Annotated in this window: 18 protein-coding genes; 10 read left to right on the forward strand and 8 right to left on the reverse strand. The window is 69.7% G+C overall.

Annotated features, from left to right (window positions below):
• The first annotated feature begins 17 nt into the window (after window positions 1-17).
• Window positions 18-1,223 (forward strand): macrolide family glycosyltransferase, encoded by a 1,206-nt coding sequence (locus VA596_RS31725; protein ID WP_323331881.1) that lies wholly within the window; start codon window positions 18-20, stop codon window positions 1,221-1,223.
• Between the two features lie 86 nt (window positions 1,224-1,309).
• Here VA596_RS31725 and VA596_RS31730 read toward each other — a convergent pair whose 3' ends face one another.
• Window positions 1,310-4,039 (reverse strand): helix-turn-helix transcriptional regulator, encoded by a 2,730-nt coding sequence (locus tag VA596_RS31730; RefSeq protein ID WP_323331882.1) that lies wholly within the window; start codon window positions 4,037-4,039, stop codon window positions 1,310-1,312.
• Complete coding sequence (locus tag VA596_RS31735) at window positions 4,036-4,335, reverse strand: hypothetical protein (RefSeq protein WP_323331883.1); 300 nt, start codon at window positions 4,333-4,335, stop codon at window positions 4,036-4,038. Before VA596_RS31735 ends, VA596_RS31730 begins: the two co-directional genes overlap by 4 nt.
• A 351-nt stretch (window positions 4,336-4,686) precedes the next feature.
• Between VA596_RS31735 and VA596_RS31740 the strand changes: the two genes are divergently transcribed.
• A complete protein-coding gene (locus VA596_RS31740) occupies window positions 4,687-5,664 on the forward strand; it encodes a LuxR C-terminal-related transcriptional regulator (RefSeq protein WP_323331884.1) in 978 nt (325 codons plus the stop codon).
• 64 nt (window positions 5,665-5,728) lie between these two features.
• Here VA596_RS31740 and VA596_RS31745 read toward each other — a convergent pair whose 3' ends face one another.
• Window positions 5,729-6,685 carry an SDR family NAD(P)-dependent oxidoreductase gene (locus VA596_RS31745; RefSeq protein WP_323331885.1) on the reverse strand — a complete coding sequence of 319 codons (957 nt, stop codon included), beginning with the start codon at window positions 6,683-6,685 and terminating at the stop codon, window positions 5,729-5,731.
• Between the two features lie 62 nt (window positions 6,686-6,747).
• Here VA596_RS31745 and VA596_RS31750 point away from each other — a divergent pair, with 62 nt between their 5' ends.
• The 7 genes from VA596_RS31750 (at window position 6,748) to VA596_RS31780 (ending at window position 11,164) form a co-directional block, all read left to right on the forward strand.
• Entirely contained in the window at window positions 6,748-7,296 is a 549-nt protein-coding gene (locus VA596_RS31750) for a TetR/AcrR family transcriptional regulator (RefSeq protein WP_323331886.1), read from the forward strand.
• 189 nt (window positions 7,297-7,485) lie between these two features.
• Window positions 7,486-7,635 (forward strand): hypothetical protein, encoded by a 150-nt coding sequence (locus VA596_RS31755; RefSeq protein ID WP_323331887.1) that lies wholly within the window; start codon window positions 7,486-7,488, stop codon window positions 7,633-7,635.
• 300 nt (window positions 7,636-7,935) lie between these two features.
• Window positions 7,936-8,145, forward strand: coding sequence for a hypothetical protein (locus VA596_RS31760; protein WP_323331888.1), 210 nt, complete (start codon window positions 7,936-7,938; stop codon window positions 8,143-8,145).
• Window positions 8,146-8,492: 347 nt separating this feature from the next.
• Window positions 8,493-8,666 carry a hypothetical protein gene (locus VA596_RS31765; RefSeq protein ID WP_323331889.1) on the forward strand — a complete coding sequence of 58 codons (174 nt, stop codon included), beginning with the start codon at window positions 8,493-8,495 and terminating at the stop codon, window positions 8,664-8,666.
• A 232-nt stretch (window positions 8,667-8,898) separates the two neighbouring features.
• Window positions 8,899-9,534 (forward strand): vWA domain-containing protein, encoded by a 636-nt coding sequence (locus VA596_RS31770; protein ID WP_323331890.1) that lies wholly within the window; start codon window positions 8,899-8,901, stop codon window positions 9,532-9,534.
• Entirely contained in the window at window positions 9,531-10,511 is a 981-nt protein-coding gene (locus tag VA596_RS31775) for a hypothetical protein (protein WP_323331891.1), read from the forward strand. The genes VA596_RS31770 and VA596_RS31775 overlap by 4 nt, the downstream gene beginning before the upstream one ends.
• Window positions 10,508-11,164 carry a hypothetical protein gene (locus VA596_RS31780; RefSeq protein WP_323331892.1) on the forward strand — a complete coding sequence of 219 codons (657 nt, stop codon included), beginning with the start codon at window positions 10,508-10,510 and terminating at the stop codon, window positions 11,162-11,164. The genes VA596_RS31775 and VA596_RS31780 overlap by 4 nt, the downstream gene beginning before the upstream one ends.
• 12 nt (window positions 11,165-11,176) lie before the next feature.
• Here the strand turns inward: VA596_RS31780 and VA596_RS31785 are convergent, their stop codons facing one another.
• Window positions 11,177-11,878 carry a hypothetical protein gene (locus tag VA596_RS31785; RefSeq protein ID WP_410171944.1) on the reverse strand — a complete coding sequence of 234 codons (702 nt, stop codon included), beginning with the start codon at window positions 11,876-11,878 and terminating at the stop codon, window positions 11,177-11,179.
• Between the two features lie 143 nt (window positions 11,879-12,021).
• Between VA596_RS31785 and VA596_RS31790 the strand changes: the two genes are divergently transcribed.
• Window positions 12,022-12,729: a hypothetical protein gene (locus tag VA596_RS31790; RefSeq protein WP_323331894.1), complete on the forward strand. Its 708-nt coding sequence runs from the start codon at window positions 12,022-12,024 to the stop codon at window positions 12,727-12,729.
• Here the strand turns inward: VA596_RS31790 and VA596_RS31795 are convergent.
• The 4 genes from VA596_RS31795 to VA596_RS31810 all read right to left on the reverse strand — a co-directional run bounded on the left by VA596_RS31795 (window position 12,674) and on the right by VA596_RS31810 (window position 18,949).
• Window positions 12,674-14,959, reverse strand: a complete 2,286-nt coding sequence (locus tag VA596_RS31795; RefSeq protein WP_323331895.1) for a hypothetical protein — start codon at window positions 14,957-14,959, stop codon at window positions 12,674-12,676. The genes VA596_RS31790 and VA596_RS31795 overlap by 56 nt on opposite strands.
• Window positions 14,956-16,020 (reverse strand): PLL family lectin, encoded by a 1,065-nt coding sequence (locus VA596_RS31800; protein WP_323331896.1) that lies wholly within the window; start codon window positions 16,018-16,020, stop codon window positions 14,956-14,958. The genes VA596_RS31795 and VA596_RS31800 overlap by 4 nt, the downstream gene beginning before the upstream one ends.
• 113 nt (window positions 16,021-16,133) lie before the next feature.
• Window positions 16,134-17,303 (reverse strand): hypothetical protein, encoded by a 1,170-nt coding sequence (locus tag VA596_RS31805; protein ID WP_323331897.1) that lies wholly within the window; start codon window positions 17,301-17,303, stop codon window positions 16,134-16,136.
• Between the two features lie 146 nt (window positions 17,304-17,449).
• A complete protein-coding gene (locus tag VA596_RS31810) occupies window positions 17,450-18,949 on the reverse strand; it encodes a hypothetical protein (protein WP_323331898.1) in 1,500 nt (499 codons plus the stop codon).

The following is an 18,949-nucleotide window of genomic DNA, read 5'->3' on the forward strand; positions in this document are numbered from 1 at the left end:
CGAAAAGGAAGCAGACCATGTCCCGCCATTTCGCGTTCGTCACCATCCCCGCCCACGGGCACGTCAACCCCACCATCGCGGTCGTGGCCGAGCTCGTCGGCCGCGGCCACCGGGTCACCTACGCCGCCACCGCCGAGTTCGCGCCCGCCCTGCGGGCCGCCGGCGCGGACGTCCTCGTCGTCGACACCACCCTCACCTCGACCCATCCCGGCAAGAAGGTCACCGCCGACGACGTCGCGTGGCTGCCGCTGATCCTGCTGCGCGAGAGCGCGCAGCTGGCCCCGGCGCTGCTCGAGCACTTCGACGGTGACCTGCCGGACGTCATCGCCTACGACGTCACGATGTACCCGCTCGCCCGGATGCTCGGCCGCCGCTGGGACCGGCCGACGCTGGAGCTGTTCCCGACCTTCGCCGCCAACACCGAGTACTCCGTGGCCGAGGAGGCCGAGCGCATCGCCGGCGTGGCCGCCGAGCACCCGGCCACCGCCGCGTTCCGCGCCGAGTTCGCCGACTTCCTGTCCCACAACGGTTTCGAGGACGTCACCCCCGAGGACATCACGCGCGGCGAGCCGGACGAGCCGCGGCTGGTCTTCCTGACCCGCGAGTTCCAGTACGCCGGCGACACCTTCGACGAGCGCTTCGGCTTCGTCGGGCCGTGCCTGTCCGAGCGCGAGTTCCAGGGCGACTGGACGCCGCCGGAGACCGAGCTGCCGATCGTCTACGTCTCGCTCGGCACGGCGCACAACCTGCGCCCCGGCTTCTTCCGCGCCTGCGTGGCCGCCTTCGCCGGCCGCCCGGTGCACGTCGTGATGGCGATCGGCGACCGCGTCCCGGTGTCCGAGCTCGGCGAGCTGCCGCCGAACGTCGAGGTGCACGCCCGGGTCCCGCAGCTTTCCGTGCTGCGCCACGCGTCCGCGTTCGTCTGCCACGCCGGGATGGGCAGCACGATGGAGTCGCTGTACTTCGGCACGCCGCTGGTCGCGGTGCCGCAGATGCCCGAGCAGGACGTCGTCGCCCGGCGGATCGCCGAGCTGGGCCTCGGCCGGGCCCTGGACCGCGACGAGGTCACCCCGGAGAGCCTGCGCGAGGCCGTCGAAGCCGTGCTGGCCGACGACGCGCTGCACGCCCGGCTGCATGCGGAAAGCCACCGCGTCCGCGAAGCCGGGGGAACCCGGACCGCCGCGGACAAGCTGGAGACGTACGCCGAAACTGCGTCCCGCTGACGTCCGCGCCAAACGCCCGAAGGCCCGGCCACGCTGGAGAGGCGTGGCCGGGCTTCGGGGTGCCCGTGGCCGGGAGGGGGCCACGGTCAAGCCGTGCCGGCGACGGACGGCTCGAGCCCCGCGGGCAGGTCGGCGCGGTTGCCGACCTTCAGCTTCCGGTAGGTGCGGGTCAGGTGCTGCTCCACAGTGGACACCGTGATGAACAGCTTCCGCGCGATCTCGCGGTTGGTGTAGCCGTGCCGCGCCAGTGCGGCGGTGCGGTACTCGGCCGAGGTCAGCAACGCGAGCCGGTCCGTGTCGCCGGTTTCGGACGCCGGCTTGAGGTCCTCGGCGGACATGTGCGGCTGCAGCTCCCGGCACACGGCGTCGGCCCGGCAGTCCTGGGCGACGTGCCAGGCGCGGCGGACCACCATCCGGGCGCGGCTGGTCTCGTTCAGCTCGTGGTGCGTGCGGCCCAGGTCCGCCAGCACCTTCGCCAGCTCCAGCCGGTCGCCGCCGGCCTGGATCTCGTCGACGGCCTTCTTGAGCATCGGCGGCCGGTCGGCCAGCTCGTGGGTGTTCGCCAGCACCCGCAGCGTCGCCCCGAGCGCGGCGGCGTTGCTGTCGCTGACCAGGTTGAGCTGGGCGTCCACCAGTTCGGCGGCCTTCGCCCGGTCGCCGATCCGCTGGTACGCCTCGGCGCAGCCGGCCCGCCACGGGACCAGCGAAGGCAGGTCGATGCCCCACGCCGTCATCAGCTCACCCGCCGCCATGAAGTCCCGCAGCGCCGCGTACACCTGGTCCGTCGCCAGGTGGTGCCGGCCGCGGGCGTAGAGGTACGGCAGCGCGTGCACCGTCCGCATCATCGCGGCCGGCACGGGCTGGGCGAGCAGGGCCTCGGCTTCGTCGTGCGCCCCCATCTCGGTGCGCGCCAGGATCAGGCTCGCCAGCGGCGACCCGATCGCCACGCCCCAGCTCGGCGCCGAGATCAGCGCGAGGGCCTTCGTCCCGTGCTCCAGCGCGGCCGGGAGACCGCCCTGCCGCACGGCGATCTCCGCCCGCAGCGCGCTGAACACCGCCTGCCACGCCGGGGCGCGCCGCTTGGCCGCCTCCTCCAGCAGCCGTTCGCACCACGGCAGGGCGCGGTCGGTGCTGCCCGCGTACATCAGGGCCCGCAGCGCGAAGGTCAGCGGCTGGACGGTGGCGTCCGCCAGCCGCGTGCTCTGCAGGATCTGCTCGACCGCGACGACGACGTTGTCCCCGTAGCGGCCCCGCAGGACCGCCCTCAGGATGCGGGCCGAGCGCCACTGCGTGTCGACGACCGTGCCGCTGGGCACCGGGCGGGTGCCGGCGGGCCGGGCCGGGACCGGCAGCTGCTTCGCCAGCGCCGGATGGGTGCACGCGACCGAGAGGCACAGCGCCTCGGCGTCGAGCGACATCCCGGTGTTCTCGATCTGCTTGCCGAACCCCTCGACCGCTTCCTCGGCTTCGCCGTGCCACAGCAGGTGACGCACCGGCCCGGGGGCACTCGCGGCGACCCCGAGATCGGCGGCCAGGGCGCGGATCCGGCGTTCGGCCGCGACCGGCGAGACCCGCCATTCGGCGTCGGCGAGCAAGGTCGTGACGGCGACCCGCTGGGCGTCGTCGCCCAGGCGGCTCACCGGTTCGAGGTAGCGGACGACCTTTTCGACGTCGTCCTCGGCCAGCGCCTGCTCCGCGGCGGTGCGGAGCACGGTGGCGACCCACGGCTCGTCGAGGTCCTCGGAGGCGACCAGCATTTCCGCGACACTGCGGCTGTCGGCGCCTTCTTCGTAGAGCAGCCGGGCGGCCCGGCGGCGCAGCCGGCCCCGCCGTCCCGGTTCGATGGCCTCCAGCACCGCGGCCGCGCCGGCCGGGTGCCGGAACCGGCCGCCGCTCAGGATGCCGGCGGATTCGAGGTCGCCGAGGACGCGGACGGCTTCGTCCGCGCCGGCCCCGGCCAGGTCGGCGGCCCGGCCCGCGTCACCCAGCACGGCGACCGCCGCGGCCAGGTCCAGCGCGAGCGGGTCACTGCTGCGCAGGCAGCTCAGGACCGCGTTGCGGAAGGCGAAGCCCGGTGACGGCTCGGCCGGGCCGCCCGCGGTGCGGTGGTCCTCCAGCAGGGCGTGCACCAGCAGCAGGTTGCCGCCGGTGAGCTCGTGGTAGCCGGGCGCCAGCAGCCGGGCGGCGTCGATGCCCAGCTCCCCGGTGACCAGCTCGACCACGCCGTCCGCGGGCAGGGTGGTCAGCCGGATGCGGCGGCAGTGCGGCAGCCGCACCAGCTCGGCGTGGAACGCCGGGCCGACCGACCGGTCGCTGGTGCGCTCCCCCAGCGCGACCAGGATCCGGGCTGTCCGGATGCGCAGCATCAGGAAGAGCAGGCAGTGCAGCGAATCCTCGTCGGCGTGGTGCAGGTCGTCGACGACCAGCACCACCGGCGCCGTGCGGGACAGCTTGAGCAGCGCGGTGGCCACCGCCCGTGACGTGTGCTGCCGCGCCGCGTTCGGATCACCCGCGAGGGTGGTTGCGCCGTCCTCGATCAGGGCGGCGAACTCGTCGGCCATCCCGGCCGGGACCGCCGGGCTCTGCACCAGCTGCCCGAGCACCCCGAACGGGAGGTCCCGCTCCGAGTCGGACGCGATGGCTTGCAGGACGACGGCGCCGGAGTCCAGGGCGTGGTCGGCCAGCCTGCCGAGCAGGCTGGTCTTCCCGCTGGCCACCGGGCCGCCGATGAGCGCGACCCGGCCCCTGCCCTGGGCGACACCGTCGTACATTTCTCCTAAAATGGACATTTCGGCTCGATGGTGGACGAACTTCATTGCAGACCAGGCCCCTCATTCCCGGCGAGCGGCACGACGAACCAGCCGCGCAATTGCGGGGCGGATGACGCGGCGGTTTCGCAGAGATGAATTCCGGTGACCGCGACCGAATGTGCGTCCGGTGCGGTGGAGAAGAAAACGACTTCTATGCGACCCGGACTGGTGGCGACACGCATGTGTTCGATTCCCAGCCCTGGTTCGGCGAGCGCCCAGAGCAGGTCCACCAGCAGGTGCGGGTCCAACTCACGGTGTGTGGCCTCGCCCGACGCGGCAAGTGTGACGCTTGCCATGTACACGGGCAGTCTCCATGACTAGGGGCAGCCGAAGGCCAGCCCGCTGATGATGTTCTTGATGGTGTCCCAGTCGAAACCGTCGGGAGTCTCGGCCGGCTGTGCGATTTCTTGAACGTTCATGATGCATCCCCAGTGTGTTGTTCGGCTTTCGCTGACCACAGCTTGGCTCGGGTCGCCGGTGTCCCGGAAGGGGTCCGGGGTGGCACCAAATGACCTCGCACCTTGGTGCCAGAGCGGCCCTGAACAGCCTCCGACCACCGGGTACGTCACTGGTCGGGGTGTTAACCACCGTGTACGATCCGACCCGGAGGGGGTTACAGAGCAGGGAGCAGAGACTGGGGGTCGCAGCTTTCCATGCTGAAGCCACTGGGGGTGGACGCAACCGGCGAATTGGTCTACCGGACCATGGTCGCGCACCGTGATTGGGGCGTCGCCGATCTGGTCGCATCGCTGGGTCTGTCCGAAGAGCAAGTACGCACGACACTTGACCGTTTGGCCGATCTCGCACTGGTCCGGCCGTCCCGGGAGAACCCCGACGCCCTGCGGGCCGTCGATCCCGAGTTCGGACTGCTTTCCCTGGTGCAAATGCGCCAGGCACAACTGCAACGCAGCCAGCTGGAACTGGCCGAAAGTCACGCGGCGGTCTCGGACCTGATCGCCGGACTCCAGGAGACCGCGCCGTCTCTCGGACCGGACGAATTGGTCGGAATCGACGAGATCCAGCGCCGTATCGAGGTATTGGCGAGCCGGGCCAGCAAGGAATGCCTTTCCTTCATGCCCGGCGGCGCGCAGTCCGAGGCGAGCATCAATGCCGGAATGCCACTCAACCAAGCCGCGCTCTCACGCGGCGTGGCCATCCGGACCGTTTATCTGGACAGCGCGCGCAACGACGCGCGCACGCAGAAGTACGTCGACTGGCTCGTGGAGCACGGCGGTGAGGTCCGCACCCAGCCGACCCTGCCCGCCCGGCTCCTGCTGGTCGACCGGGAAACCGCCCTGGTCCCGCTGGACGCGGACAACACCCGCCAGGGCGCGATCCAGATCACCACGCCGGGCATCGTCGCGCTGATGAGGGCCTACTTCGAGCAGCTCTGGTACAGCGCGTCGCCGTTCGGCGCCGGCCGCACCCGGGACGACGAAGGCCTGACGGGCCAGGAGCGAGCCCTGCTGTCGCTGCTGTCCCACGGCATGACCGACGAGGTGGCGGCCCGCCGCCTGGGCCTCTCACTGAGAACGGTCCGCCGCATGATGGCCGACCTGATGGACCGCCTGGCGGCGAAAAGCCGCTTCGAAGCGGGAATGCGCGCGGCCCAGCGCGGCTGGCTGACCTGACGGGGAGGGAACGGCGGTTCTCTCCGCCGTTCCCTTTCCCCTCCGCGTGTCCACAGTAGACGGATCAGCTGTTGATCAGCTCTGCGGAGACGGCCCAAAGGCGCTCCGCGGTGGCGGGATCGAGGGCCCATTCCTTCACGCCGTGCGGATGGTCGGCGAGGACGGCGTCGTCGGGCACCGTGTACGCCTCCTGCGCGTCGTCGAGGTAGTGGCCGCCCGTCCGGGCGAACTGCGGCGCGACCGCGGCGACGACGGTGGTCGCGGCGCCCTGCCCGAGGGTCTTGTAGGTGAAGACGCCGGCGGCTTCGGCCGCGGCGAGGGACTCCTTCTGCGCCGGGGTGAAGTTCCGCTGCAGCCCCGTCGCGATCCCGCCGGGGTTCACGGCGTTCGCGAAGATGCCGTCGGCCGCCCAGCGACGGGTCGCTTCGACGGCGAACAGGGCGTTCGCGGTCTTCGACTGGGCGTACGCGAGTTGCGGGTCGTAGGCCCGGCGGACGAAGTGCAGGTCGTCGAAATCGACGCCCGAGCGCATGTGCGCGGTCGAGCTGACCGAGACGACGCGCGCTTCGCCGCGGTCCGCCGCCCCGCGCGCGAGCGCGTCGTGCAGGCCGGTGGCCAGCGCGAAGTGGCCGAGGTGGTTCGTCGCGAACTGCAGCTCCCACCCTTCCGGCGTCCGCTCCAAGCCGCCGGTGACGACGCCGGCGTTGGCGACGAGCAGGTGCAGCGGCCCGTCCCAGTCGTCGGCGAACCGCCGGACGGACGCCTGATCGGCCAGGTCGAGCGGCAAAACGCGAGTCGTGCCGGCGATGGCGTCGGCGACGGCTCGGCCGGCCGCCGTGCTCCGGACGGCGAGGGTCACGTCGGCGCCGGCGGCCGCGAGCGCACGGGCCGTTTCGGCACCGATCCCCGAGGACGCTCCGGTCACGATCGCGCGGACCCCGGAGAGGTCGACGCCCTCGAGCACCTCGTCCGCGGTGCTCGAGGCGGAGAACGGCGTGGTGATGAGTTCGCGAGCAGTCATGCCACGACTATACGCACTAGACGATTCTTGTATAGCTGGTCTACGAGCCGTAGGATCGGCGCATGGCCGCCCCCGAGAAGCCGACCACCCGTCGTGACGCGGTGCTCGAATCGGCGTTGCTCACCTTCGCCCGCCACGGCTACCGCAAGACCTCCATGGAGGAGGTGGCGCGCACGGCCCGGATTTCCCGGCCGGGCCTGTACTTCTTGTTCGAGTCGAAGGAAACGCTGTTCCGGGCCACGTTCACCCGGGCGCTCGAACAGGACCTCGCCGCGGCCGAGTCACTCCTCGCCGCCACGGACCGCCCACTGCCCGAGCGCCTGGCCGGCGCGTTCGACCACTGGGCCGGCCGCTACATCGGACCGCTGGGCCGGGACATCACGAGCGTCATCGAGCAGAACCCGGACCTACTGGGCGAGATCGTCGAGACCGCCCCGATCCGCTTCGCCGACCTCGTCACCAACGCGATCGCCGAGACGTCGAACCGGGCATCCGCGACCCAGGTCGCACAAACGCTGATCAGCGTGTCGATCGGCCTGAAGCACCAGGTCGAGACGCGGGAGGCGTACCTCGAACGCCTCACCACCGCAATCGGCCTCCTCGTCGAGTGACGCGGCCGACGGGATGACATCCACAGAAACCAAAAAACGCAGCTGACCGGAGTCAACTGCGTTCGGGTGGAACTGCTGGTACCCCCGACGAGGTTCGAACAGCATCCACCCGGCTGGACAGCCCTCTGAGCTGCAGATATCCGCGACCCTGACCCTTGTCGAGTTCGGCCGCGGCCGCCGGGAGCGATCATGACGCCGACTCCCCGGCACGACCTGGCACTCGGCATTCAGTGCTTCTTCACCGGCCTCGTGGCCCTCGGCGCAGCCTTCGCCTCTTACCGGCACGGCCTCCACTTCGCCATGCGCTTCGGCGCCGACGAGACAACGGCCTGGATCTGACCCTGATCATCGACGGCTTGCTCACCATTGCGACCGTCGAACTCTGGAAGGCCGGACCGGGGGCAAGGGCAGGCATGGCTTGCGTTCACGTTCGGTGTTTCGCTGTCACTCTGCGCCAACATCGCCTCGGCCGCCGAGCTGAGCGCCTTCGGCATCATGGTCGCGGCTTGCCCGCCCCTTGCCCTCCTACTCTCTGTCGAGCTGCTGAATCGCGCACTGAAACGCCGACGCTCGTCACAACCTGCCGAGACACGCCCGGAGCAAGCTCCGGACACGTTGTCCACAGGGTCGGAGCAGCCTGTGGACAAAACCGCCGAACAGCGGATGTGGGAGTTCTACGAGGCCGAGTGCCGACAAGGACGCACCCCCACCGGCGCAGATCTCGACCGGATCGCCGGCACCCACAACTACGGCCGCAGCATCCTGCGCAAATGGCGCGCCGCAGACCTGTCGCCTCAAGCGCGCGAGCCGGACGACCAGCGAAGCCCAGATGCTTCGCGGAGTTCCTGAAGAGAGGAATGGGGCGGTCAGCACAGCACCCTCCGGTGGTCAGACGGCCAAGGACCTCGACGGAGGTAGGTCAGCCGGCTCAGACACTTCAGCCAGCAGTCACGCAGCCCGCTTCGCGCCCAAGCCGAGGCCCCTGACCAGGCGACCAGCGGGAGCCCGACCAGGTGACAACCGTGGCAACAGAGCACCTATCGGCGGGACCAGGTCGCCCATGAGCGCGATCGCGCCGCGGGAAGCAGGAGTCCAGCGAGTTCACGCCACTGGCGGCGTCTGCTGGATGTGCGGGCGCCCGGCCGTGTCCGGGGAACCGGGCTCTGACTAACAAGGCAGCTTTCCGGCGACTGGTCATGCTCGTGCTGGTCACAGCGCGCGGGCAAGGACATCGCGTTGTGGTCGGCGATAGCCGCGAGCAGTGTTCCCGCAGTGCGGGCGATCCGCCGAAAGCCAAGCCGTACACGACGCGGGTGGTGATCGTGGTGGTGGAGAAGCCGGGCCAAGCGTTCACCGACCGCGCGGCCTGACGGTCTCCGCGCTGCTCGACCAGGAAGCAACGGTGTTCACCAGACCACGGCAGCTTTCCTCGGCGACGAGTTCGGCTGCAAGGGCGAGTTGAAGGCCCTTCCCAGGTGGCTGCTTGAGATGCTCGACGGTCGTTGACCGGCCGCGAACGGTTGGCACTGTCGTCGGTGAAACGTGTCCGGGGTGTCGCGCGACTGTTATCCGGGGTGGAGGCGGAAAAGCGAGGAGCGCGGAATGCACCGGATCATGCCGATGTACTTGGTGGTGAACACCTCGCGATCGATGGCGGGACGTCTGACCGAGGTCACGCACGTCCTGGACGCGCTCGCCGACGAGCTGGGGGAATCACCGATTCTGGCCGACAAGATCCGGGTGTGCCTGGTGAGCTTCGCCGAACACGCGCGCTGCCTTCTCCCACTCTCAGACCTGACCGAGCAGCCCGTGATCCCCCCTCTCCCGGTCGGACGGGAGACTAGGTTCGAACCGTTGTTCCGCCTTCTCGCCAGGCTCACCAGCGGCGACGCGGCTGCCCACCTAGCAGCGGGGTTCGCCTTCTACCGGCCGCTGGTCGTCCTGGTCACCGACGGGGTGCCTGCCGACCGGGGATGGCAAGCCGCTTTCGACCAGTTCTACCGACAGGCGCATCCCCGCATCATCCTTATCACCGTCGGTGTCGAGAGAGCACAGCTGCGAGACATCGTCGGACCGATGCGGGTCGCCGAGGTACGGGTGCTCGACGACTCCCCGGACCAGCCGCTGGCCAGGCAGATCATGACCGACCTAATGTTGTACGCCGAGCTACTCGTGACCTCCCGTGCGGTGGACCGTGAGGAGATCGACTGGACTGCATCACCCGAGGACTTCGCGTGAGCACCGAAGCGTGGCCGCCGGTACCTGCCCGGATCACCGAAGCCGAGGTCGGGATCGGCGAGCAGCTGGCCCGCGGTGGCGCGTCGACGGTGTTCTCGGTCCTCGGGCAGCGAAAGACGTTGTTGTACAAGAGGTACAACAAGCCCAGAAACGCTGTCGACCTCGACCAGCTCGTCGGCGCACTCGGCGGCTGGGGCGAGAACGCGATCGACCACGTCCGGGGCACTCTCGCCTGGCCGGTCGCGACAGTCGTCGACGGCGACCAAGCCAGCGGCGCGCTGGTGGTGCGTGCTGCGGCCGAATTCCACCTCACCCTGCCCTCGGGCCGGGTCAAGGTTCGCGACTTCAACTTCCTGCTGTACGAGAAGCGAGCTGAGAAACTCGGCGTGCCGCGGGCCACCGACCGGGAGAAGGTCGACCTGCTCCGCGGTCTGCTCGACGTGCTGCTGTGGCTCGACGAGCACGGCTTCGTGCACGAGGACCTCGCCTCGCACAACCTGCTGTGGAAGCTCGATCCTCCTGAGGTGTTCGTCCTGGACTGCGACTCGCTGCGCCCGCTCGCCGGCGACAGCCGGTCACCGCTCTACACCACAGTGGACTGGACCGACCCCCGCGTGCTCACCGCGGAGGTCGAGCGCCCGGACCGCGCATCGACGTCGTACGTGCTCGGGCTGCTGGCACCCCGCACCCTGGTCTCGCCCTACTGGTATCCCGGCGATCCGCTGCCGGCAGAGCGGTTCCCCGCTGCGCTTACCGAGCTGGTCGGCCGCAGTTGCGGTCCGGCTGCGTCCCGGCCGTCGTTGACCGAGTGGGGGCGGGGACTGGACGCGGCGTCGGCCCAGACCACCGGCACCGTGGTCGAACCGGCGCCGGTTCGCGACCCGGCTGTCGTGCGGCTGGCGGACCGCTGGGTGTTCGCGGGCGGACTGCTGTTCGGTGCGCTCGTGGCGGTGTTCGTGCTGGTGAGTTTCGTATGAGCGCGTCGAGGCTGGCGGGGGTCTCGGAGTGGGCGGCGCAGGTCGCGCAGGTCACCACCGGCGTGGCCGGCTTGTCCTACGCGTTCGGCTGGCTCTTGATGGCCCGCTTCTACGGCGCGCTAGGGGTTGAGCCGGAGGACGCCGGGGTCACGTTCACATGGCTGGTCGTGCGGGCGTTCCTGGTCGGGATGCTGGCGCTGGCCGCGTTGCTGGCGGTGCGGTGGCTGCAGAACCGGGCGACGTCGGTGCAGACGACACGGCTCACGCTGTCCATCGGCACTGACGTGGGCGCACTAACGGAAGTGCGGTTCTCCCTGCCCGGCCGCTACCTGCTCCGCGGCGTGGCCGGTGTGCTGACCGGGTTCGTGGTGGTGTTCCTGTTGGTCGCACCCTTCCGGCTGGGTGACCGGTTCGCAGACGACGTCGTGGCCGGGCGTCCGGTTGACTTCGGTGTGCTCGGCACGTCGGTGATCAGTGTGCCGGAAGTCCGGTTGTCGTCAGCCGACCCGACCAAGCCGTCGCCTGCGGCCGGGTGCGTGCTGCGGCTGGGCGGGAACGCGGGGACCTCCCTCTTCGTTGTCGGCGGACGCGTGATCCGCGTGTCCGACCAAAACGTGACGGTCTCGTCGTCCTGCACCCCGCCGAGCGGCTGAGCCGGGCCAGCTTCAGCCGAACGTGAACGAGTACGCCTGCAACCCCGGGCTCAGCTTGAGCGCCACCGTGCCCTGCTGAGGCGCCGACGTCTGCACGACGGCATGAATGTCCGGGCTGCCGGACACCGGGATCGTCTTCGTGACGCCGCCCACGGTCGCGGTGACGGTGCCCGTACCGCCGACGTCGAGGTAGACCGTCGAGGCGTTGTAGGTGAGCGTGTGGGAGGCGTTGTCGTCGGCGGTGAGAAATTCCGGCGCCGTCGTCCACGCACCCTGGAGATCGACCGGACGCCGCGCTCGGAGCCGAGGTAGGTTTCCGGGCTCTGCAAGGGATTCGTGGGGGTGTCGTCCGCGACGTCGGTGCGCGGGGGCAGCGTCCGGGCCGGGTCGGCGGTCGTGAGCAGCTCGCGGATGAGCGACTCGGTGCCGTCGTAGTCGCCTTCGCCGAGGGAGACGTGGCGGACCTGCCCGGTGGCGTCGGCGAGGTACTCGGCGGGCCAGGACTGGTTGCCGAACGCGTTCCAGGTCGCGTAGTCGTTGCCGATCGCCACGGGGTAGGTGATGTGCTGGCGGGTGGTGCCGTCCGCGACGTTGACCGGGACGTGCTCGAACGCGTACTCCGGCGTGTGGACACCGACGACCTCCAGGCCCGCGCCGCGGTAGCGCTGGTCCCACGCCTCGACGTGCGGGATGGCGCGCTGGCAGTTGATGCACGAATAGGCCCAGAAGTGCCGACAAAGAAGCACCCCACCGGCGCAGACCTCGACGGATCGCCAGCGCAAAGCCGAAACGCTTCGGTCGTGCCCGGCGACTCCGGTCATGTCCATCATGCTCACCGGAAGGGGCATCCCACGCTCATGGCGAAATACGTCTACCTCATGGGCAGCGGGTTCCTGTGCCTGATCTCCTTCGCCATGGTCGCCCGGCGCCGGGATCTCGTTCCGTGGACCCTGCTGTACGGCAGCATTGGTGGTCTCGTCCAGGTGGCGACGTCGTTCCTGTACGTCCGGGACTACTGGAGGCCACCGACCGTGTTCGGGACCGCTGTCTCCATCGAGGATTTCCTCTTCGGCTTCGGAGTGACGGCCTTCCCGTTCCTGGCGTACCCGGTCTTCGCGAAGAAGAAGTTCACTCCGTCGGATCATCCGGCACGTCTGGGCGTCTACCTCGGATTCGCCCTGGTCGCGGCCCTCGTACTCTTCGGCGGGACGTTGGCTCTGGGCTGGAACTCCCTGGTCGTGTCGCTGGTGCTCCTCGCGGCCTTCACACTCTGCGTGTGCGCGATACGACCGGACCTCGTCAAGGGTGCTCTCTTCGCCGTCGGAATCGTGACCGCCTGCCTGGTGCCGGTCTACGTCCTCATGTTCGACGTCATCGCGCCCGGCTGGTGGGATCGATACTGGCTGCTCGCGGGATCCGGCATGGACCAGCGGTTCTTCGGCGACGTGCCGGTTCTGGAGCTGCTGTGTTACATCACCTGGTCGGGCTTCGCCGCCACCGGGCACCCGTTCATCGTCGGCCACGCTTTCGCGGCACGGGATCTCGAGCCCCGGGCGCAGCCGTGAGGTAGTCCTGCAGTTCGGCGTGACGGAACTGGAACAACGTCCCGGCCTGCCGGAGCAACTGCCTTTCGTACATGTCCGCGAGCACCGCCATCGGTTTGCGCGGGATCCGCCCGAGTGCGGCAAGCGGGGCTGTGACGATCCGGAACGCTGCGACCTGCGACGCGGTGACCGCCCCGGCGACACCCGCGCTCACTGCCGTCGCGATGCCGATGAGCAGGCCGCGCTCGGCGCCGAGAGCCGCAGCGGCGCCGACGCCGATGCCCAAGCCGCTGAATAGGCCGGCGATAACGCCGAACAGAGCACCGCCGCCGCGGTCGCCCTTGTAGGAAGCCACGACGTTGACCTCGTCGGCGGGATGCGGCACCGGGCGGGTCCATGACACGGTGAGCATGATCCCGGCGCCGCCGACAACCGCCACGATCAGTTGCGCGGTGGTGTCGAAGAACGGCGACGTGGCCAGCCCGGTCATTCCGCCGGTCATCGTGCCCACGGCCATCTCGGGCCACTTCGGCCACCGCATCCTGCTGACGAGCGGGCCGTCGTGGAGGCCGACCAGGCCAATGAGGAGACCGCTCGTCGCCCCGAACAGCGCTCCGAATCCTGCACCGTAGGGCGCGCCCAGAGTTGTCCCGTTTCCCAGGCCGGACGCGAGGACCCGGACGAGCGCAACGCCTCCGCCGAACATCAGGCCCAGGCCCGCCGCGACCCCCAATCGCGGCACCGTGCCACGCAGGGACACGCTGCGGCGGGCGCCCCGCACGACGATCAGCCCGCTGACCGCGCTGCCACACAGGAACCACATCGCGCCGAACACCACCCCGAACAGCGAATTGCCGGTGACCGCACCGATGAGCACACCGAGCAGACCGAACATGGCCGACGCGGCCGCGGGCGGCAGCCAGGGCGAGGTCCAGTACTTGATGCGCCACCACGCGATGTCCCTGAGGTGCCGTTCGGCCATCCGCTGGGCGATCCACACCAGGAATCGCCGCGCTTCGTCGCCCCGGGCTTCGTCCGGATAGGCGATGGTGAACACCGCACTGACCAGGTGGTGTCCCACGTCGTCCGGCGTGGTGAACTCGGCCGGTCCGAACAGCTCGTTGGGGTTGCGCTCGCCGACGTAGTTCCTGCGAGTCAGCGAGAGTGCCAATGGGGTGCTGAGCGCGACCGCGACGTTGCCCGCCGGCTCGGCGGCGAGCCGGTCGACGAACTCCTGCCAGACCGGTTTCCGGTCGGCCCGGATCCCGGCGAGGAGGTACTCGGCGGCGGACTTCCGGTCGACGGGGAGCAGCTCAACGGTGGCGGCGTGTGCGAACTCCGTCACCGTGACCGCGGATTGGTACTCGGCCGCGCGGCTGGTCAGCACGATGCGCAGTCCGGTTTCGGTGTTGAGGGAGGCAAGGGCAGCTGCTCTGAGGCTCTCCGGGATCTCGTCGAAACCGTCGAGGAAGAGGCTGAGACGGCCGTCGCGGAGGAGGCTGGGGACGGCACCGCGTCCGTATGCCGAAGCCTTGAGGTATGGGTGATCGCGCAGGATGGACGCCTCCGCCCATTCCAGAATGCTCGAGGAGCGGGGATCCCACCCCGCCATGGGAATGAGCACGGGAACCGGAACGGACGACCGCTCGCCGGCGTCCACCTTGGCGCGGTAGTCCATGACGCCGAGCAGCAGGAGGATGAGGGTCCCGGTCTTTCCGGCGCCGCTCCCGCCGACGAGAACCAGGCGGCCCCAGCCGAGCCTGCGGTACAGGTCGAGGAGCTGGGCGAGCCGTCCGCTTCGAAGCAGCCGGGGCTTGCTTCCGATGTCGGGGATCGGCTGCGGCCCGGTGCCGGGAGGTGGCGGTGCCGAAATGTCGTCGGCGGCGGGAGCGCCCTGGATGGAGGTCGCCCACCGCCACGAGACCCGCAACGCGACCCCGGTGGTGATCCCCTGGCGGAACGCCTCGTTGCGCCACGCACTCTGCGAGTGCCGGACGAGTTCGGTCACTGCCGCGTCCAGTTGGGCGTCCATGGCTCGCTCTCCTCGGTTCCGGAGCCCGGCCCAGAGCACGCCGATGCTGCCGGCGAGAATCGCCAGGGGGGACAGCAGCCCGCTTGCGATGTTGGCCGCGTCGACCTGCTTCGGATTGCTCAAGATGTAGATCGCCACGACGACGACCAACAGGGCCAGTGCCGCGATCGCCACGATGCGGATGATCTGTTTCCGGCGCTCGGATCCCGGCGTGGTCATGGGGCGATCTGGCTCTGAGACCTACGGCGAGCGGCATGAACCCGTTCGGCCACAGGCTTCCATTCCGACCAGGCCTGCCACGGGTCGGCGAACGTCGTCTGCCACAGCTCCCCTTGCGTGTCGAGTGCGAGGCATTGCAGGGTGTCGGCGCTCGTCGTGCCGGCGGCCACGTCGACCAGGTCCCCGGGTGTTGGGCTCACAGCCCAGTCCGACCACGTCTGGCCACCGGCGTGCCAGCGGTGGAAGAGGTCGCCGGCCTTGCCGACGAGGAACATCTCCTGGAGATCGGTCGCCTTGCGGAACGAGGTGAGGGCCCGGCCCGCAGATCCGGGGTGGCCCCAGTTCTCCCACTCGTGCCACTGGTCCCACCAGAACCACCGATGCCGGACGTCGCCGTCGCGATCGACGACGAAACACTCGATGAGGTCGTCTTTCGGTGAGCAGGCGGCCACGTCGACGCATTGCTTGAGTCCGGTGTTGTTCCAGCTCGACCAGTCCTCGTTGTCCCAGCGCCACACGTGCACCAAGTGCCCCTTGTCGGTGACCGCGAAGATCTCCCGATGGCCGGCCTTCACACTCGCTGAAGCGATACGCATCGGCCGGCCGTCGACGGCCCCGCGGGGCTTGACCACCCGCCATCGGGACCACTGGCCGCGGTCGCGCCGCAGTATGTGCAGCGTGCCGCGCTCGTCGACGACGAAACACTCCAGGGACCCCAGCGTCGGGACGACGGCAGTCACGTCCCACGCGGCGGTAGGTGCGTCCAGATCGAGCCACTCCGACCATGCGCCGTGCTCGTGGTAGCTCGCCCACAGAACCCGGCCGGATCGTGTCACCGCAACGACGTCCATCGCGCCTTCGCCCGTATCGGCAGCGGCGACCGCGCGGAAAACCGGACGCCACTCGCGTCGCCGGTGCCGCGACACGACCGGGGCCAGGAATCCCACCAGCACCAGCGCGGTCAGCCACCAACGCGACTGATGAACCCATTCCTTCTCGGCGAGTGACGTCAGCAGGTTGACCCCGGCCGAGGCCACGGCCCCCAGCCCGACGATGCTCACATCGCCGGCGAACCGGCGTACAGGTCCACCTGGCGACTCGTTCCGCATGAAGCAGTCGTCGCGCCGGACACGGCTGCCGTTACCGCCAGGACGCCGAGGTGTCGTGGCAGTTCTCAATGATCAAGGTGGAACGTCACGTCACCCCTCGGCGAGATGTCGATGACCGCGACCGCCCGGGAGCCCGACTCCAAGGTGTATTCGTACTTCACGCTGACCACGAACGGGTATCGGCCGGCCAGGGATCCCTTGACCGGCCGGTATTTCACGTACTGGCTGACCTTCACCGGGGTCCCGGCCTTCACGTTCAACCGCCCGGTCTGCTTCGCACCGACGCGCGCGAATCCTTCGGTGCTGCCGCTCGCCAGCAGGTTCGCTGCCTCGTGCGGTCCGTAGGCGAGCCCCGCGAGGGTCTCGTCGCCGAAAATCGGGCCGTACACGTGCATGCGCGCCATGCCCTGCAAGTTGGGGTCGTCCGTCAGAGTTCCGATGCTCGGCAGGACCTTGTCCATCTCGGACTCGGGCATCCGGGCGGTCTCGGGGCCGGTGACCCCTTCGGCGACGATGCATTCGTCCCACACTCCGCCGGGCACCGTCGGATAGACCTTGGTAATGGTCGCGATCCGTCCCCCGGCTCGGCGAGTCCCCGGCGCCGCGGCCAGTTTGATCGGCGCCCCCTGTTTGTCGGCCGCCTCGATGGCCGCTTTGCGTGCTCGGGCGACCTCTCCGAGAACAGCGTCCGGTGCCTTCTCGAGGGCCTCCGTGTCCAGGCCGCTGGGAACCGTCACCGGTTTGGCAGGCAGTGGAGGCGGCTCCGTCACGAACTTGCCGCTCGTCGTTCGCCACGTCGGGCTGCCCGTGAGGCCGGCCTTCTTCGGATCCGGTCGTTTCACCGGAACCGGCGTCCCGGGCTTCGCGGGGAAGAAGGACTCGCCCCAGATCACCGGTGAGGTCGGAGAGCCGTCGTGGAAGAACACCCAGGTCCCTCCCTTCGCCGGGGCCGTCGAGACGATGACGGACGAGCCGTGCTCGGCGGAGAACTCCGCCTGCGCGTCGGCGAGCAGCTCCCGTCGCCGTTGCGCCGTACCGGGAGACATCTTGACGAGCTCTTCGCGCAGGGCGTCGAGAAGCTGCTGGCGTTCGACGGCGCCGAGCGCTTCGACCGCGCGTCCGGCGAGTTTCTCCTCGGCGATGGCGACCAGCCGTGCCGAGTCGCCGGCCGGAACCGCCGCACCGATGTCCTCGAGCGCCCGCTCGAGAGCGGCGTGGTCGACGACAGTCCGCACCGCGACCGGGACGGCCCCTTCAGAAGGAGCGTGGGGCAGCTCACCGCCGGCGTGCCCCGGTGGTTCGGGCCCGACCTTGGCCGGCGCCACGTGCGGGTGGGTCGCCACTTCCTCCGCCGCCTTCTCGAGCTTGCTCACGAAGTCGGTCATTTCCGCCCGGTTTCCACCGTGAGCAGCTGCAGGCGGCGCAGCTCCCGTTCGACCAGGGCCGCATTCGCGGACACCACGAGGCCGGCCACGTTTGTGGCGTGCTGTCCGGCGGTCAGCACGGTCTTCACGCGCGTGGCCGCGATGACCCGCGTGGTCGGGCGGAGCACGGTCTTGCCGAGCAGCTTGCCGACCACCGGTAGCGCGATGTCCGCGGTCAGTGAGAGGACGTTGCAGAGTAGACCGATCGCGTCCGGCTCGGGGACGTCGTAGCGGGCCGCTTGCTGCCCGAGCGCCTGGCGGGCGATCGTTTCGGACGCGTACTTCTGGGCCTCTTCCAGCGTCTGGACGGCGGTGATCGCGACCATGGCGGCCAGGGCGAACTCGCCGATCACCGGGATCAGGGTGAGCACGCCGAACCCGATCGACGCCCAGCCGAGCATCCGGTCGATGTCGGCCGCTTCCGCCCGGCTCCGTTCCTGGGCGGCCATCGCCGCGTAGAGGGAGTCGATGCCGACGGCGTAGCCGTGGTCACCAGGCCGGTAACCCTGTTGTTCCAGCGCGGACTGGACCAGGAACCGGTGTTTCCACAACGGGTGCAGCTGTCCCAGGACTTCGGCGGGTGAGTCGTCCCAGTACCGGGTGACGGCCGACCTGGCCGCGGCCAGCGCCCGGTCGGCGCCGGAGACGATCTTGTCCCGGTACTTCGGCTGGCTCTCCCGCAGGTCCTTGAACGCCTGGAGCAGAGTGGTCCGGATGACTTCGTCGAGCCGGGTCTCGTTGCCCGGATCGGCCTCCCAGCGCTCGATGTCGGTCGAAGACTCTCCGGCCAGTTTCTTCAACAGCTTCGGAGCATTCGGGGCCAGCGCCGGGTACAGCTCCGCGGCGGCTTTCAGCCCCTCGGTGTACGGCCCGAGTGCGTACTCTTCGAACTGGCGTCGTGCGGTGGAAGCGTCCGGCGGAATGATGAAGTTCCACAGCTTGACGTTGCGGCGCAGTACGTCCAGCTCGGCGACCACCGACCGGAGCCGGCGGTAGTTGTCGTGGTCCGGGCCCTCGGCCGCGACGGAGGTGTTGCCGTCCTGGTCGACGTCGAAGCCGAACTTCTCCGGCCGCGACTCGACCGCGGCGACGGTCAGGTCGTACTCGAACAGCTGCCGGGCGGCCACGTCGAGCGCCTCCAGGTAGGTGATCGACTCGGCCCGCAGCGAGGTGGTGTGCCGCTCGAGGATCCCGAGCGCCTCCGTTGCCCGGACTGCCTCGGCGTAGGGCGCGTCCCGCGTTCTGTCCCCCAGTGCGTGGCTGAACTCCCTGACGAGGGCCTCCCCGCCGACGCGGTGGAGCGTGTCCGCTACTTCGCCGACCCCGGCTTCGGTGACGTCGATCTGGACGGCGCGAGTGTCGGCGAACGCGACCGCCAGGTTGATCGTCAGCGGCTTGACCGCCTGCTGGGTCGCCTCACCGGGCACTTGCACGACGAGGTCGGCTGTCTCGGCCAT

It is taken from the genome of Amycolatopsis heterodermiae, assembly GCF_034929455.1.
In the GTDB taxonomy this organism is placed as follows: domain Bacteria; phylum Actinomycetota; class Actinomycetes; order Mycobacteriales; family Pseudonocardiaceae; genus Amycolatopsis; species Amycolatopsis heterodermiae.